General features: G+C 26.6%; 15 protein-coding genes and 1 other annotated feature. Of the genes, 10 read left to right on the forward strand and 5 right to left on the reverse strand.

Going from position 1 to position 15,881, the window contains the following annotated elements; all coding sequences use genetic code 11:
- Positions 1-218 precede the first annotated feature (218 nt).
- Together CNEONATNEC86_RS09805 and CNEONATNEC86_RS09810 are read left to right on the forward strand one after the other, a co-directional pair.
- Positions 219-596, forward strand: a complete 378-nt coding sequence (locus tag CNEONATNEC86_RS09805) for a hypothetical protein (protein ID WP_159135904.1) — start codon at positions 219-221, stop codon at positions 594-596.
- A complete protein-coding gene (locus CNEONATNEC86_RS09810) occupies positions 586-2,040 on the forward strand; it encodes a nicotinate phosphoribosyltransferase (protein WP_159135905.1) in 1,455 nt (484 codons plus the stop codon). The genes CNEONATNEC86_RS09805 and CNEONATNEC86_RS09810 overlap by 11 nt, the downstream gene beginning before the upstream one ends.
- Positions 2,041-2,131: 91 nt before the next feature.
- On the opposite strand, the gene CNEONATNEC86_RS09815 is transcribed toward CNEONATNEC86_RS09810, so the two are convergent.
- Positions 2,132-3,424 (reverse strand): NCS2 family permease, encoded by a 1,293-nt coding sequence (locus CNEONATNEC86_RS09815; RefSeq protein ID WP_159116167.1) that lies wholly within the window; start codon positions 3,422-3,424, stop codon positions 2,132-2,134.
- A gap of 241 nt (positions 3,425-3,665) precedes the next feature.
- On the opposite strand from CNEONATNEC86_RS09815, the gene CNEONATNEC86_RS09820 reads away from it, so the two are divergent.
- The 4 genes from CNEONATNEC86_RS09820 to CNEONATNEC86_RS09830 all read left to right on the forward strand — a co-directional run bounded on the left by CNEONATNEC86_RS09820 (position 3,666) and on the right by CNEONATNEC86_RS09830 (position 7,762).
- Entirely contained in the window at positions 3,666-4,988 is a 1,323-nt protein-coding gene (locus tag CNEONATNEC86_RS09820) for an ATP-binding protein (protein ID WP_058295054.1), read from the forward strand.
- A gap of 50 nt (positions 4,989-5,038) precedes the next feature.
- On the forward strand, positions 5,039-5,179 hold the full coding sequence (locus tag CNEONATNEC86_RS21255; RefSeq protein WP_185738735.1) for a hypothetical protein: 141 nt from the start codon (positions 5,039-5,041) through the stop codon (positions 5,177-5,179).
- Between the two features lie 341 nt (positions 5,180-5,520).
- On the forward strand, positions 5,521-6,213 hold the full coding sequence (locus CNEONATNEC86_RS09825) for a response regulator transcription factor (RefSeq protein ID WP_159116168.1): 693 nt from the start codon (positions 5,521-5,523) through the stop codon (positions 6,211-6,213).
- Positions 6,191-7,762, forward strand: a complete 1,572-nt coding sequence (locus CNEONATNEC86_RS09830) for a sensor histidine kinase (RefSeq protein WP_159135906.1) — start codon at positions 6,191-6,193, stop codon at positions 7,760-7,762. The genes CNEONATNEC86_RS09825 and CNEONATNEC86_RS09830 overlap by 23 nt, the downstream gene beginning before the upstream one ends.
- A gap of 96 nt (positions 7,763-7,858) precedes the next feature.
- On the opposite strand, the gene CNEONATNEC86_RS09835 is transcribed toward CNEONATNEC86_RS09830, so the two are convergent.
- The 3 genes from CNEONATNEC86_RS09835 to ilvB all read right to left on the reverse strand — a co-directional run bounded on the left by CNEONATNEC86_RS09835 (position 7,859) and on the right by ilvB (position 11,172).
- Positions 7,859-8,800: a DMT family transporter gene (locus tag CNEONATNEC86_RS09835; protein WP_125149001.1), complete on the reverse strand. Its 942-nt coding sequence runs from the start codon at positions 8,798-8,800 to the stop codon at positions 7,859-7,861.
- Between the two features lie 343 nt (positions 8,801-9,143).
- Positions 9,144-9,440: an acetolactate synthase small subunit gene (gene ilvN, locus CNEONATNEC86_RS09840; protein WP_058295057.1), complete on the reverse strand. Its 297-nt coding sequence runs from the start codon at positions 9,438-9,440 to the stop codon at positions 9,144-9,146.
- Complete coding sequence (gene ilvB / locus CNEONATNEC86_RS09845) at positions 9,433-11,172, reverse strand: biosynthetic-type acetolactate synthase large subunit (RefSeq protein WP_159135907.1); 1,740 nt, start codon at positions 11,170-11,172, stop codon at positions 9,433-9,435. Before ilvB ends, ilvN begins: the two co-directional genes overlap by 8 nt.
- An 85-nt stretch (positions 11,173-11,257) precedes the next feature.
- Positions 11,258-11,513 (reverse strand) — a binding site (T-box leader).
- 207 nt (positions 11,514-11,720) lie between these two features.
- On the opposite strand from ilvB, the gene CNEONATNEC86_RS09850 reads away from it, so the two are divergent.
- Together CNEONATNEC86_RS09850 and CNEONATNEC86_RS09855 are read left to right on the forward strand one after the other, a co-directional pair.
- A complete protein-coding gene (locus tag CNEONATNEC86_RS09850) occupies positions 11,721-12,563 on the forward strand; it encodes a CPBP family intramembrane glutamic endopeptidase (protein WP_159135908.1) in 843 nt (280 codons plus the stop codon).
- Between the two features lie 504 nt (positions 12,564-13,067).
- On the forward strand, positions 13,068-13,691 hold the full coding sequence (locus CNEONATNEC86_RS09855; protein WP_058295060.1) for a hypothetical protein: 624 nt from the start codon (positions 13,068-13,070) through the stop codon (positions 13,689-13,691).
- Positions 13,692-13,928: 237 nt separating this feature from the next.
- Here the strand turns inward: CNEONATNEC86_RS09855 and CNEONATNEC86_RS09860 are convergent, their stop codons facing one another.
- Entirely contained in the window at positions 13,929-14,588 is a 660-nt protein-coding gene (locus CNEONATNEC86_RS09860; protein ID WP_125148104.1) for a class I SAM-dependent methyltransferase, read from the reverse strand.
- A gap of 252 nt (positions 14,589-14,840) precedes the next feature.
- On the opposite strand from CNEONATNEC86_RS09860, the gene CNEONATNEC86_RS09865 reads away from it, so the two are divergent.
- Positions 14,841-15,104, forward strand: a complete 264-nt coding sequence (locus CNEONATNEC86_RS09865; protein ID WP_058295062.1) for a DUF2087 domain-containing protein — start codon at positions 14,841-14,843, stop codon at positions 15,102-15,104.
- The gene (locus tag CNEONATNEC86_RS09870; RefSeq protein WP_159135909.1) at positions 15,097-15,870 is read left to right on the forward strand and encodes a DUF2087 domain-containing protein; all 774 of its coding nucleotides are present in this window, start codon (positions 15,097-15,099) and stop codon (positions 15,868-15,870) included. The genes CNEONATNEC86_RS09865 and CNEONATNEC86_RS09870 overlap by 8 nt, the downstream gene beginning before the upstream one ends.
- Positions 15,871-15,881 lie beyond the last annotated feature (11 nt).

Consider the following 15,881-nt stretch of genomic DNA (forward strand, 5'->3'; position numbering starts at 1 on the left):
TATACATTTTTTAGGAATAATATAAGTATATAGAGTTAACATCAAAATGAAATTAAGAAGCTGATAAGTAAGTATAAAGTGCAAATATTATAATTAAGAGTATATGAATTTTTTTTGAAGTTACTTAATATCGAAATGAATTTAACAAAGAATGAAGTAACAGCTATTTTTTTAAAGCTACTTAAATTCAAAATGAAAATAAGAAAGAAGGTATATTTATGAAAAATATTTTAACAATAATAATAAAGCAGATTTTAAATAATGAAAAATATAAATATCTGAATGTATCACATTTTGAATATAAAGAACATTCTAAAGCAATTTATAAGAATTCAAATGTGTATGAAAAAAATATAGCTGAACTTATTTTCTTGGTAGATACAGGTAAGTGGTTTGATGAAACTATACGTTTTGAAATGTGTATGTGTTCTAATAAAAATGTATTAGAAATTAAAAAAGGCTACAATGAAAATTGTACAGAATATCCACATAGAGAATATAGAGATATAGCTTTGGACATGATTTTTGAAATTGAGAATTTTCAAAATAAAAATAAATTATATAAAAATGAAGGATGTGTAAACTATGAATATTAATTTAGAAAATGAAAGAAATTTATCAATGTTGGTAGACTTTTATGAATTTACAATGAGTAACACTTTTTTTGTAGATAACCAAAAAGACAAAATAGTATGTTTTGATATGTTTTTTAGAAAAAGTCCTGATGATGCACAATTTTCAATAGCAGCTGGATTAGAGCAATTTATTGAATATGTGAATAATATGAGATTTACAAGTGAAGATATTGATTATTTAAGAAAGAAAAATTTATTCAATGAAGGGTTCTTAGAATATTTAAAGAAGTTTAAGTTCACTGGGGATATTTATGCAGTAAAAGAAGGAAGTGTAGTTTTTCCTAATGAACCTATAGTAACTGTAAAAGCATCAGTAATAGAAGCACAACTTATTGAAACAATGCTGCTTTTAACAATAAATCATCAGAGCCTTATAGCTACAAAAGCTAATAGAATAGTAAGAGCTGCTAAGGATAGAACTGTTTTAGAGTTTGGTGCAAGAAGAGCACAAGGCTATGATGCAGCAATTTTAGGTGCAAGAGCCGCATATATTGGTGGAGTTCATGGCAGCGCAACAGCACTTAGTGATATAGAGTTTAATGTACCAGCATCAGGAACAATGGCTCACTCTTTTATTCAATTATATAATGATGAATACGAAGCATTTTCTGCATATGCAAAGCACAATCCAGATAATACAACATTATTAGTTGATACTTATAATGTACTTGAAAGTGGTATACCAAATGCCATTAGAGTTACCAAAGAATTTTTGGAACCAATGGGAAAGAGACTTAAAGGTGTAAGATTAGACAGTGGAGATTTAACATACCTTTCAAATAAATCAAGAAAGATGTTAGATGAAGCTGGACTTGAAGATTGCAAAATAGTAGCATCTAATAGTCTTGATGAAAAAATCATAAGTGAACTTTTAAATCAGAAGGCACCAATAGATATATTTGGTGTTGGAGAAAGACTTATTACTTCAAAATCACAACCTGTTTTTGGGGGAGTATATAAATTATGTGCAGTAGAAGAAAATGGAGAACTTGTTCCAAGAATTAAGATTTCTGAAAATGTAGAAAAAGTAACTAATCCGGGATATAAAACATTATATAGATTTTATGACAAAGATAGCAAAAAAGCTATTGGAGATGTAATAGCGTTACATGATGAAATAATAAATAAAGATGAATATGAAATATTTGATCCTATACACACATGGAAAAGAAAAATCTTAAAGAATTTTGAAGTAAGAAAAATGCAGATCCCTATATTTATAAAAGGAGAATGTGTATATGAAAGTCCATCAATTCAGGAAATACGAGAATATTGTGAAAGTGAAGTAGAAAGTCTTTGGGATGAAGTAAAGAGATTTGTAAACCCACAGGAATATTATGTTGATCTTTCTCAAAAATTATATGATTTAAAGCAAAGTTTATTAAAAAATCATAGTTTTAGATAGAAATAATAAAATAAATATAAATTATATAAAAATAGCTGTTTTTAAGCAGCTATTTTTATATAAAATTATTTCAAAAAAGTATGCATTAATTTTAATTAATATATGCTGATATAATAAAATATATAAAAAAGGCAACTGAGGCTATATACATAGGAAGAGAAACTTCATTTCCTTTTTTAATGCATATTTTACAAATTGGATAAGCAATAAATCCAAAACCAATACCATCAACAATGCTATATGTTAGCGGAGTTAGAACTATAATAAGAAAACTTGGTAAAAATTCGCTCAAATCATGGAAATTTATATTTCTTAAGCTTTGGCTCATAAGGCATCCAAGAATTATTAGTATAGGAGCTAAAACTTCATCTGGAATTATGCTTATAAAAGGAATAAAAAATAATGATATTAAGAACAATAAGCTGCATATTATAGCTGTAAATCCAGTTCTTCCACCATCAGCTATACCAGCAGTTCCTTCTGCAACTGAAACTGGTGGACTTGAACCTAATAGTGCACAACCTATAGTTGATATAGAAACAGCTTTTAAAGCTTTAGAAGTTTTCTCAGGTTTATCAAGCATAACATTTACTTGTGCATGAAGAATACCTAAATTTTCAAAAACTAATACTAATGTTAATGAAAAAGTTGAAATCCAAAAATTTAGATTATTAATGGCTGAGAAGTCCATGCTGAAGAATATATTTTTATATTCTTTAAAATCTGGCATAGTATATGTAAGACTCTTTAAATCTATGATCCCCATAAAAGACGCTATTATTGTTCCGACTATTATTGAAATTAAAAAACTTCCACGAACATTTCTAATAAATAAAATAATCGTTAGAAGCATAACAATTATAAATAAAATAACATTTGGTGATTTTAAATTACCAAGAGAAATTAATGTAGAACTATCTGCAACAACGATTCCTGATTTTTGAAGACCAAGAAAAGTTATAAAAAGTCCTATACCAATTGTTATACTTTCTTTTATGCTGTCTGGTATTCCTTCCATTAATAATTTTGAAATAGGAGTAACTGCTATAATTAAAAACAGTATACCTGAAATGAAAACTGAACCTAAAGCCTCATAAAACGTTAGTCCTAAATTATTTACCATTGTATAAGTAAATAAAGCATTAAGTCCCATTGCTGGCATGATTATAAGTGGTGCGTTACTAAAAAATGCAACCAATATTGTGCCTAAAGCAGAAGATAAGACTGTAGCTATAATAAGTGGCTGAACTTCAACATTTGAATCACTTAATATACTTGCATTGACTATAAGTATGTACACAGAAGCAAAGTATGATGTTAAAGCAGCTAAAGTTTCACTTTTAAAGCTAACATTGTGTTCTTTTAATTTAAAAAATTTTTCCATCCTTTCGACCTAACTTTCAAAATTCCCTCGCCCACCCACGTACAAACGTAATTTTTATTATAGCATCTAAATTTGTTTTAGACAATATAATTTCATTTATAATATGTTCATTTAAGTGATTTTGGTTATTATAAAGCTATATTTGGAATATGTAACTTGAAATGATATAATTATGAATAAATATATAATTATTCATAATTTATAAGAAAAAGCATAAGCATAATATTTAGGGGGAAGGAAAATGGACACATATTTTGAACAAATAAAAAGGGCACATATAATGATAGATTCTTTATGCATATTTAAAAAGTTAAAAGATGATAATGTATTAATAAAATATAAAGCATTATTAAAATATTTAAGATATGATGATATAAGTGTTTCAGAAGGCATAACATTTTATAATGAATTTGTATATGAGCTTTTAGAAGAATCTAATGAGACTAATTTTAAAAAGTACATAATTGATAAAATATTTTTAGATAATAATGCGTTTACTAAAATGATAGACTGTAATGATTTAAGTCAAAAAAATATAGTAAATCAAGTTTCATTTGAACTTGAAGCTTTACAATATATATGTAGCATTGAATGTAAAACTATTAAAGATTTAATCTTATATAAGACAAAAGGAATAGATTTTGAAGAAGGCATAATTAAAAATTTAATTGAATGGGATTCAAAGAAAGGCATAGATGATTCAGAAAAATCTATTGATAAGCTAAAGAAAAAGATTATTGATTCTAATAAATGGTCAGAATGTTTAGAAGATATTATTGAATTTTATAAGAAGTTTGGAACTGGTGAGTTTGGTGAATATAGAGCTTTTGTTTGGGAGAGAGATGGAGGCAAAGCTTACCTTAGAGGTGTAAAGCATCCAGATCCAGTAAAACTATCACAGCTAGTTGGGTATGAAGACCAAAAGAAGATTATAATAAATAACACATTACAATTTTTAAATGGACATCCAGCAAACAATTTACTTCTATATGGTTCAAGAGGTACAGGAAAATCTTCAACTGTAAAAGCAATAATAAATGAATATTATGATAAAGGCCTTAGACTGATAGAGGTAGATAAGGACAGATTGACTGATTTTACAAAGATAATAGAAGTGTTAAAGGATAAAAATTTGAAATTTATAATATTTGTGGATGATTTGGTATTTCAAGATGGAGAAGCAAGTTATTCAGCACTTAAAACAATTTTAGAAGGTGGAATAGAAAGCAATACAAATAACATAATTATTTATGCAACAACTAATAGAAAGCATTTAGTTAAGGAAACATTTGAGGAAAGAAATAATGATATTCATGCCTCTGATACTGTTGAAGAGAAATTATCTTTATCAGATAGATTTGGAATTACTGTATCATTCTATTCACCAGATCAAAAGGAATACTTAGCTATAGTTGAAAGCTTAGTTAAAGAAAGAAATATAGAAGTAGATCCAGAATATTTAAGAGCTGAAGCGTTAAAATGGGTAAGATTTTATAATGGTCGTTCACCAAGAACAGCAAAGCAGTTTGTAAATTATCTTGAAGGAAATATGAAAATTAAATAATAATATTAAATTTATTGTGTAATAATAACTTTGAAAGGAGTTGATTACATTTGTCAAAAAATTCGAAAGATAAGTTAATTCAAAAAGGCGGATCTATGTCTCAATCCAAAGTTAAATCATATTCAGAAAATGCAGATTTAAGTGATAATACAATTGAAAAAGGAAGAGAAATTCCATACAATAAGCGTTAATTTTTGTAAATAGAATTTTACAAAATAAATTTTAAATTGCAATTTTTAAAATTCCATATATAATATATTACGTAGGGTTAAAAGCTATAGTAAAATGACTTTATGCAAGTTTTTCTTGTATATTAATTTTACTATAGTTTTTTTATTTTTTGTTAAAAAATAACTTTTCTCAAAATATTTAAATTTTAAATAAAATACTATTCTTTCGAAAATCTTAAGAATTTTAATGATAATTATGTAATTTTAATATATTAATATAAATACATAAGGGATTTATTTCTATTAATGATATAATTTAAAAGTGATGTGTAATATTTAGCTAAATATGGGGGCGATAGTGAATGAAAGACTATAATATTTTAGTGGTTGATGATGATGAGATGATAACAGAAGCCATTGAAATATATCTTAAAAATGAAGGGTATAATGTGTTTAAAGCATATGATGGAATAGAAGCACTTAAAATTTTAGAAGATGAGATAATTCATTTAATAATTATGGATATTATGATGCCCAATATGGATGGGACAAGAACTACTGTTAAAATAAGAGAAGAAAAACAAATTCCAATAATTATGCTTTCAGCAAAGTCAGAAGATACTGATAAAATATTAGGACTCAATTTAGGAGCAGATGATTATATAACAAAGCCATTTAATCCACTTGAACTTATTGCAAGAGTAAATTCTCAAATAAGAAGATATACAAGGTTTTCTTCATTAAAAGAAGATGAAAACTTAATAGTTATAGGTGGATTAACACTGGATAAAGAAAGTAAAGTAGTTACTGCAGAAGGGGAAGTAGTTAAACTTACTCCACTTGAGCTAAAGATAGTTACACTTCTTATGGAAAATCCTAATAGAGTATTTTCAATTGAAGAAATCTATGAAAGGGTATGGAATGAACAGGTGGTTGGAAGTGTTGATACAGTTACAGTTCATATAAGGCGCATAAGAGAAAAGATAGAAATAAATTCTAAAGAACCAAGATATTTAAAGGTGGTGTGGGGAATTGGATACAAAATTGAAAAATAAAAGTATTAGCTTTAATCTTCTAGTTCTAGTTATATCTATTAATATATTAATAATAACAGGATTTTTAGGAATAACACGTTATTATTATAGTAAGAGTGTAATAGCTACTGGATATATGATAGGGATATCAATAATTTTATCTTTATTAGTGGGAATTTTTATAATTAATAAAAAATACAAATTGGAATATAGAAATAATATAGTTGATTTGTTTTATAGTAAACTATTTATTGAAATACGAATTTTATTTATATTTATTGCAATGAACCTTATAGCGTATTTGCATGAAATATCAAATTATAGGGACTTTTTTTCTTATGATTATATTTCTGGATTTTTTATTTGTTTATTGTTAATATATGTTGCAATATGCGATGCATATAAAATGGGGTTAATTAATAAGAAAGAAGAGTTAGACAAATATATAAAAGACAAATCATTGATTTATTTTATACATAACAAAACTAGAAGTGGCTATAGTAAAATATGTAATGAGTTTAATGGTAATTTAATAATTAAATCAACAAAAAATAGGTTGTTATTAAAAATAGTATATATATTTTTATATGTTTTAGTTTTATTAATAACAGCACATCATATAGGATATCATTATATAAGATGGTATGATATATTTAGTATGAATATTGAAGAGATATTTTTAATCTTCATAAGTTTTCTGTTAACAGCAGTATTACTAGTTTATGTATTTACATTTGAATGTGATATCAATTATGTTCAAACAGCAGTAGGTAGCATTTTAAGTGGAAAATATAATAATGAAGCAAGCCTTAGTAAAGTTAAAATTTTTAAACAAATTGCTTATGATATAAAAAATATTGAAAATGGTTTAAACAAAGTCATAGAAGAAGCTGTAAAAAGCGAAAGAATGAAAGGTGAACTTATTACAAATGTTTCACATGATCTAAAAACTCCATTAACTTCAATAATAAATTATATAGACTTTTTAGATAAGGAAGATATATCAGAGGAAGAGAAAAAGAAATATATAAGTATTTTAAAGGAAAGAAGCAATAGGCTTAAGGTGCTTATTGAAGATTTATTTGAAGTGTCAAAAGCTTCATCAGGAAATATGGAATTAAATATGGAGAATATAGATTTAATAGCTCTAATTAGACAAACTTTAGGTGAGTTTGAAGAAAAAATAGAGAAATCAACATTGTCATTTATAAAAGAAATTCCAAATGATAAAGTGATTATTTATGCTGATGGCAAAAAGACATTTAGGGTTTTTCAAAATATTATTTCAAATATACTTAAGTATTCTATGGATCATTCAAGAGTTTATATTAATGTAAGTGAAGAAGAAGAATTTGTATGTATAGTTTTTAGAAATATATCAAAATATCGATTAAATATGAATGAAGAAGAAATTTTAGAAAGATTTAAAAGAGGAGATTCTTCAAGAACAACAGAAGGTTCGGGACTTGGCCTTGCAATTGCAAAAAGTTTAATTGAGCTCCAAGGAGGAAAATTTGAAGTTATAATAGATGGAGATTTATTTAAAGTAAGAATAATGATTAGAAAATAAAATAAAATTAATCTGATAAATTAGAAAAAACAATAAAAATATAATAATTACAAAATTTCTGAAAAAATGAAATTTTAAGTAATTATTATATTTTTATTATATAGGTAAAGTTGAAGAATTTTTTTTACCTGTAATATTAAATTTATTGATAATAGTAGAATTATGCTTAGTATTATTTTTATCTTTAGCTAAAATAATAGTTGAAATAACGATTAGTGTACTTCCTAAAATTAAAGCAAAGCTCAATTTTTCATCCAAGAAAATAACTCCTAAAAATATGCTCATAATAGCTTCAAAGGTTCCAAGAATTGAAGCAGAAGTTGAGCCAATAAGTTCAATTGCTTTAAGTAAAAGAATCATTGAAAATATAGTTGAAATTATAGATAGTCCTAAATATGAATATATGATTTCAAAATTAAATTTTAAGATTATTGAATTTGTAGAGGCACCATATATAATTAACCCGAGTGTTGCACCAAAACAAACATACATAGTTAAAACAGTATGATCTATGTCCTTTAGCTCTTTTAAAGATAATGTTACAACATTAATTCCATAACATAAGCCAGAAAATAAGGCTAAAATAATTCCAACTGTATTTAATGATTTATCTTCAAAGGCAATAAGACAGTAAACTCCTAAAATTGAAAGTATCAACGAAATAATCTTTTTATATCCAACCTTTTCTTTAAAAAACACAAAGCTAAGTAAACAAACTATTGCTGGATAGATATAGTGAAGAGTAGTCGCAAGTCCTACATCTAAATAATTATAAGATAAAAATAATGTCTCTGTAGTAATTGTATATCCCAAAGCACCCATGATAAATAAGATAAAAAATTGTTTAAAACTAATTTTGAGATTAATTTTTTTTATTTTAAGATAAATAAGTAGAACTACGCCTGCAATCAAAAATCTAAAAATAAGTGCAGATGTAGAATTAGAGCCGCTATCATAGGCGACTTTTGCGAAGATTGGCATTATAGCATAAGCTAATGATGAAAGAATAGCATATAAGATACCTTTATAATTGTCCACTTGTTTTTCCCCCTTGAAAAACTATAGAATTTATGTAGACTTTATATTTTATTGTATTAAAGAACAAAAGATAAAGTCCTTATACAGTATAAGGATTTTTTGGAAAACAATCAAGAGGATATATGTAAAAAATTTTACAAAAAATAAATAATGAACTTAACATCAGGTTTTAGTGGATAACAACCGAAATTCAATATATGATATGTCAACAGTAGAAAAATTTAAGTTAAAAATTTAAATACAATACTACACATATTCATATACCGAAATTCTTTATTTTACCTAAGCTCATAATTTATAACACATTAATTGTCGATTAACGTGTTATAAATTTAATTTTTAGTTACTTTTCAAGTTTAAGAACTTTATCAAGATTTTCAAATACATTTTGATCATAATCTTGATGTAAATTAACTTCTAGTACATCATATAATTTTTCAACTTGTTTAATGATCTGATCTAAAACTGAATCGTTTTTAACAAGCAAGAACATTTTGCTTGTTGAACCATCTCCAACTTGAGCACACAAAATTCCTTCTAAGTTAAAAGCTCGTCTAGCAAATAATCCAGTAATATGACTCATCACACCTGGATGGTTTCTTACAAGTAATTCTAATAAATAGTACTTTGTATTAATCATTAAACTCTTCACCTCCTATCATTTCAATATTTGATTTGCCTGGTGCGACCATTGGAAGAATTTTCTCGCACTCTCCAATAGGTATATTTATTAAATAAGGACCAGGTATATTTAAAACTTCTTCTAATTTTTCTAAAGGATTTTCTTCGAAAGAAAAATCAATTGAACTAATTCCAAATCCTTCTGCAATAATCTTAAAGTTTGGGTTTGATATAAATTTTGAAGCGATGTAGTGACCACTAAAGAATAATTCTTGCTGTTGACGTACAAGTCCTAAATGATGGTTTGAAAGAATTATTACTTTAACATTAAGGTTGAAATCGGCTAAAGTTGCAAGCTCTTGAATATTCATAAGTATTGAGCCATCACCACTAAAGCAGATTACAGGAGTATTTTTGTTAGCTAAAGCAGCACCAATTGCTACAGGAAGTCCAAAGCCCATAGTTCCAAGTCCGCCAGAAGTAAGAAGTGTTTTTGGGGTATTAAATGGGTATCTTTGGGCAACCCACATTTGATGTTCCCCAACATCAGTAGTTACTATTGTAGATGAATCCACCTTTGATCCTATAAATGGTATTATATTTGCAGGATGCAATTGTTGCCCATAAGATGGAAGGGGATATTTTTCTCTAAAGCAGGCAATTCTTTGAGTCCAATACTTTCTTTTTCTTTCATCTATATAAGGCAAAATTTCAATCAAAAAGTCCTTAACATTTGCAACCATTGATAAGTTGCTATTTTTTATTTTATTGATTTCAGATGGATCAATATCTATATGAATAATTTGTGCATTTGGACAGAATGTATTAATATCGCCTGTGGCTCTATCATCAAATCGTGTACCTAATGCTAGAATTAAATCAGCTTCATTTAATAAATAATTTGTATAAGGTGCACCATGCATGCCAAGCATTCCAAGATTTAAAGTATCATCATGAGGAATAGCACCTAAAGCCATTAAGCTTAATGATACTGGAATATTATTTTTTTTAGCAAGAGCATATAGTTCTTTGCTGGAGTCGCCATTTATAATTCCACCACCTGCATATATTATAGGTCTCCTAGAATCATTAATTAATTCAGCTATACATAATAATGTGGATTTTTTCAATGAAGTTTTTATTTTTTCTTTTATATGTGATGTATTCTTAGTATCATTAGATATAATAGAGTCTATTATATTTTCTTGCTTTGAACTATTACTTAAAAAATATTCATCACATTCAATTATTGATGTTTGAATGTTTTTTGGAATATCAATAAGAACAGGACCAGGCCTACCTTCAGAAGCTATTTTAAAAGCTTCTGGAATAATAGTTAATAAATCATACGGATCTCTAACTAGAAAATTATGTTTTGTAATTGGAATGGTTAGTCCATAAGCATCTACCTCTTGAAATGCATCAGTACCTATTGCACTTAAGGAAACTTGTCCAGTTATTGCGATTAGAGGAATAGAATCGAGCTTAGCATCTGCAATAGCAGTAAGCAAATTTGTGGTTCCAGGTCCAGAAGTTGCAAAGCATACCCCAGGTTTATTTGTTGTTCTAGATATACCTTGTGCAATAAATCCTGCACCTTGTTCATGACGTGCCAGTATATGTTTGATTTTTTTACTTTCGTATAAAGCATCATAAATTGGAAGATTAAAACCACCAGGAATACCTGCAATATATTCAACACCTTGATTTTCTAATAATTTAATTAATATTTCAGCTCCACTATACTTCAAATAAATCACTCCTTTGCTATTATAAACTTTGTAATGGAGTTATAAAAATAAAACATTTGTATAATAAAAAATCCTCATCCTAAAAGTATAGGACGAAGAACGAATCACCGCGGTACCACCTAAATTTGTATTGAGAAATACACACTTTAATATAATACAGATAACTATTTATCGATATTATTGCCTTTTTAACGGTAGGCATCCGTTTAATTCTACTCTCTAAACGATTTCCTTTAAAAGTTCCAAGGCTACATTCAATATATTAATCACAAGAATTCACACCAACCATTCTTTCTCTTTGCATCAAATATATATCTACTTTTCCTTTTCATTACATTTAAAATATGAAGTTTATAATAATTATATTCAAAAATGTTTCATATTGTCAATAATAAAATAAAAAAATTAATAATTTATGATTGTTAATTATTCTTTAAAATAAATAATTAGAATGATATATTATATAAAATAATATATATAGATGTATTAAAATGGTATAATATGAGAAGAAATCATTTTAATTAATAGAGAAAGGACTAAAACATTTTATGAAGAATAAGTTAAAAACGTTAGGAAAATGTCTGTTATTTTTTATAATATGGATTGTACTTGTTGTAATAACAGAAAGATTTTTTAAGCTATATATTCTGGTTGATTTTATTGGAAAATCAGATGGGACAATGCAGCTTTATCATGAAATTATATCTTTATTAGCAACTATAATAGCCACGTGTATTTTAATATTTGTAGTTGATAGAAAAAGAAAGATAAAGATATTTAAATTTGACGCAATTGGAATAGATACGTTGATAGGGATGGGATTAGGCCTTGGATATAGTGTATTAATAATTGTTATTTTATATTGCATAAAAAGTGTATCATTTTATATAAAAAATGCTAGCTTTTATTTGGAATTAGTAATGTGGATAATAGCATTATTGATTCATTGCATAATGGTACATCTATTAGTACGAGGATATGTTTATAGAATCATAGAAAAAGAACAAAGCGAGTTATCTGCAATAATGATAACAGGCATTATCTATATGATTATACATATAAAATATTATGGTTTAGATATATTAACTATTTTTAATATATTCACATTAGGAATTATTTTTTCATTTATATTATCTATATTTAAAAGTTTATGGTCTGTCATAATAATGGATTTTTCTTATACTGTTGTTTTAGGACTTGGGACAGGTCTCATAAAGCTTACAAGTAACTATCCAGTATGTGTTTCTTCAAGCGTTTCAAATTATAAGTTTTTTTCTTTTGGCACATATGGATTGCTATCAGGTATTTTAATTACAATTATTAATTTAAGTTTGATAATTGTATTGATGCTTTTAAAAATAAAAAATAACTCATCTTCTAAAAAGCAATGAGTGTTGTACAGAGGATAAATATATTGTGTAGAATCAGAGTTTAGTGGGAAATAACCGAAATTCAATATATGATATGCTCGATTGTAGGGAAATTTCAGCTAAAAATTCTAATGGCAGAGGCTGCGCCAAAAAATGTTTGCTCCAAAAAGCAGGTTTTTGGACAAACAATTTTGGAACAGCCTCTGCCAAAGAATTTAAAAGCTGAAATTTCCAATACAATACTACGCATATTCATATATTGAATTTCTTTGTTTTCTCTAAAACCATAGATACATAATTTATTTTTGTTATAATTTATGCTTGACTCAAAAAACAAATGTGTTTTTGACAGAATTAAGATGTCAATGTACGTTTATTACATTCTAAAAAAATTCTTGCTTCATTTTTTGAGCAAGCGAGCCCAATTTGAGAACTTTATTTAGGTGAAGATATTCATATTATAGTAAAGAAAGAATAAAATATTCCGAAAATAAGTTAACAAATACTAGATAGGGAAGTGATTATATGAGTGATAGAGACAGTATTTCCAAAATAAGTAGTGTGAAAGACTCGAGTAATGTGTATGATAAGAGTAATTTACGTAAAAAGAATAGCTTATATACAGAATGGAATTTCCCTAATCAAAAAGGTTCATCAAAAAATAATAATCTAATGAAAAATAAAAAACATGAAAAAAAGGGATATGAAAATAACTTATTGGATGATGACAAAATAGAAATTGATTTCTTTAGTGATATACAGGAAAATATAGAAAGAACAAAAGAAGAAATCATTGCATGTAAAATAGCAAGAGGAGAATATGTATCTAAAGAAGACTTATATGATTTAAATGAAAACAATCCAGAATTAATAAAAAAAGCAATTGTAGTGGGAAAGCAGAGAAAACGATTGGAAGAAAAATTAAGATTTGTAAATAACAATATGGAAGCTCAAAGTATTGTATTTAGATATAAAGAATTAGCAATTAAGAGTAGCATGACTAATGATGGAAAATCACTTGATGGGGGAACAACTAAAGTAATAATGCTAGCTGCCATAGATAAAGTAGAATATAAATACAAAAATAATGTATGGGATGGAGATAATATAGATCTTGAAATTAATCTAATTGAAGCTGGAATTAATTAAAATATTAAAAAATATAAATAAAAAATCCACTATAAAAAGGCCCAAAATGACTATGTTTTTTAGAAAATATTTTTAATGTAGAAAGTATTTCCGATTTAGAAAATATTTAGATAAAAGCTTATTTACAAATTATGCAAATTTACGTTATAGTTAAAAATCGCAGTATCCAATAAATGAACTACATGCTATCAAATAGATAGTATGTAATCGAGAATTATGGATTTGCGATTTTTTTTATTATTTTAATCTAGCAGTTAAAATCCATACAAATTTATTCATTTGCACAAAATCTACCCTAAAATCTTCACTTTCAAATGCTTCAGACAGCACCTTATGAGTTGTATAAAATTCGGTTTCTAAATCATGGGCAAGAGATAGGTAGTTATTATTATAAGATTCATTAATTAAAATATCTCTTGTTTCAAGGGTCTCATACATAGTATCTGCAATTATTACATTTCCATCAGATTTTAGTTTTTCTTTAAATAGTTTTACTGCATTGTATTTTTCATCATCAGTTAGATGATGGAAAGCATAGCTGCTGATTATTGAATCAATGCTATGGTTTGCTATTGGTAAGAATAAAAATGTGCCATAGGCAAAGTTTAGTGAAGGGTATTTATTAGCTGCAATACTACGCATTTTAGAATTTGGTTCAAAACCAGTAACATTATAGCCAGCCAGGCTGCAAGTGTATGTTAAATTACCAGTTCCAGAACCAATTTCAATAACACTTGCCCCTTTAAATTTTGCAATATGAAGTGTAGTTTCTGATAGTATTTTATCATAATTTTGAAATACTTCTTTATATTCGCCATCAGTAGTAGTTATGGTATCGTCATAGGTATCAGCCCAATCATCAAATAAATCATTAAATCTATTATCGGATGTATTCATTAACAATGCTCCTTTCAATAAATATTTAAATAGACATTATACTTAGTATATAGTATATAAACATTTCAAATATTTGTAACCTTATTTCTTTACTCTGATATAAAATTGATATTAAAATATACATGTATAAGTTATATTTATAAATATAAAATAAACAAAAATGATAAATGTTTAATTATCTATAGACAAAATTTAAAATAGTTTATAAAATATAATTAGAAGAATAGATTGTATATTAAGGAGGCAGAATTTATGGATAATATACAAAGGTTTTTAGATGAATGTGGTAAAATTAAAACCTGGCCATCTAAAAAGGACAAAAAGATTGAAATTTTAAAGTATTTAAGCAACAAATTTGAATATGATAAGTTTTATACTGAAAAGGAAGTTAATGCAATCATAGATGAAATCCATACGTTTAATGATTATTTTTTACTACGACGCGGAATGATTGATTACAAATTTTTAAGCAGAACCAAAGATGGTGCTAAATACTGGAGGAATAAAGATGAGTAATGAAAAAGAAAATCAACAATTCTGGAGTTCATCTATAGAAGAAGTGAAGAATGGATATATAGAGGACAAAGATGAGTATAAATGCTTAATATGTGGTGAAAACTTCACTAAAGGCAGAATATATGAAGTAAAATCGCTTTTGTATGATGCGAAAAAAGCAACTGAATTTCATATTGAAGAAAAGCATATAAGCATGCTTGATTATCTAGTTAATATGAATTCAAGCTTTACTGGAATAACAGATGTGCAAAAAGACCTTATAAATATGTTTTATTCAGGACTTTCTGATAAGGAAATTTCAGAAAAAATAGGCATAGCTCAGTCAACAATAAGAAATCACAGATATAAGCTTCGTGAAAAGGAAAAGCAGTCAAAAATTTTTCTTGCAATGATGGAGCTTTTAAATGAAAAAACTGATAAGAAGATAAATAATTTGGATAAGAGAAGCCTGTGTGATGCACATAAAAGTGCAAAATCTGTAGATGATAGATTCAATATAACTGATAAGGAAAAAGAAAAAGTTAAAGAGACCTACTTTAATGAAGATGGTTTTTTAAAAAGTTATCCAGCGAGAGAGAAGAAAAAGATTATAGTTCTTGAAGAAATAGTCAAAAATTTTAATAAGGATCGTAAATATTCAGAAAAAGAAATAAACAGAATCTTAAAAAGAATATATGAAGATTATGCAAGTATCAGGCGTGCCTTAATTGAGTATGGTTATCTAGAGAGGAATAATGATTGCTCAGAATATTGGATAAAAGAGTAAAAGAGTTTAAA

Source organism: Clostridium neonatale (genome assembly GCF_900465025.1).
Lineage (GTDB): Bacteria > Bacillota > Clostridia > Clostridiales > Clostridiaceae > Clostridium > Clostridium neonatale.

What these genes read in the sequence shown, in the direction of transcription:
- CNEONATNEC86_RS09805 (WP_159135904.1), top strand. Translation starts at nt 219, where the DNA reads ATGAAAAATATTTTAACAATAATAATAAAGCAGATTTTAAATAATGAA.
- CNEONATNEC86_RS09810 (WP_159135905.1), top strand. Translation starts at nt 586, where the DNA reads ATGAATATTAATTTAGAAAATGAAAGAAATTTATCAATGTTGGTAGAC.
- CNEONATNEC86_RS09815 (WP_159116167.1), bottom strand. Translation starts at nt 3,424, where the DNA reads ATGGAAAAATTTTTTAAATTAAAAGAACACAATGTTAGCTTTAAAAGT.
- CNEONATNEC86_RS09820 (WP_058295054.1), top strand. Translation starts at nt 3,666, where the DNA reads ATGGACACATATTTTGAACAAATAAAAAGGGCACATATAATGATAGAT.
- CNEONATNEC86_RS09825 (WP_159116168.1), top strand. Translation starts at nt 5,521, where the DNA reads ATGAAAGACTATAATATTTTAGTGGTTGATGATGATGAGATGATAACA.
- ilvN (WP_058295057.1), bottom strand. Translation starts at nt 9,440, where the DNA reads ATGATTAATACAAAGTACTATTTATTAGAATTACTTGTAAGAAACCAT.
- CNEONATNEC86_RS09850 (WP_159135908.1), top strand. Translation starts at nt 11,721, where the DNA reads ATGAAGAATAAGTTAAAAACGTTAGGAAAATGTCTGTTATTTTTTATA.
- CNEONATNEC86_RS09855 (WP_058295060.1), top strand. Translation starts at nt 13,068, where the DNA reads ATGAGTGATAGAGACAGTATTTCCAAAATAAGTAGTGTGAAAGACTCG.
- CNEONATNEC86_RS09860 (WP_125148104.1), bottom strand. Translation starts at nt 14,588, where the DNA reads ATGAATACATCCGATAATAGATTTAATGATTTATTTGATGATTGGGCT.
- CNEONATNEC86_RS09865 (WP_058295062.1), top strand. Translation starts at nt 14,841, where the DNA reads ATGGATAATATACAAAGGTTTTTAGATGAATGTGGTAAAATTAAAACC.
- CNEONATNEC86_RS09870 (WP_159135909.1), top strand. Translation starts at nt 15,097, where the DNA reads ATGAGTAATGAAAAAGAAAATCAACAATTCTGGAGTTCATCTATAGAA.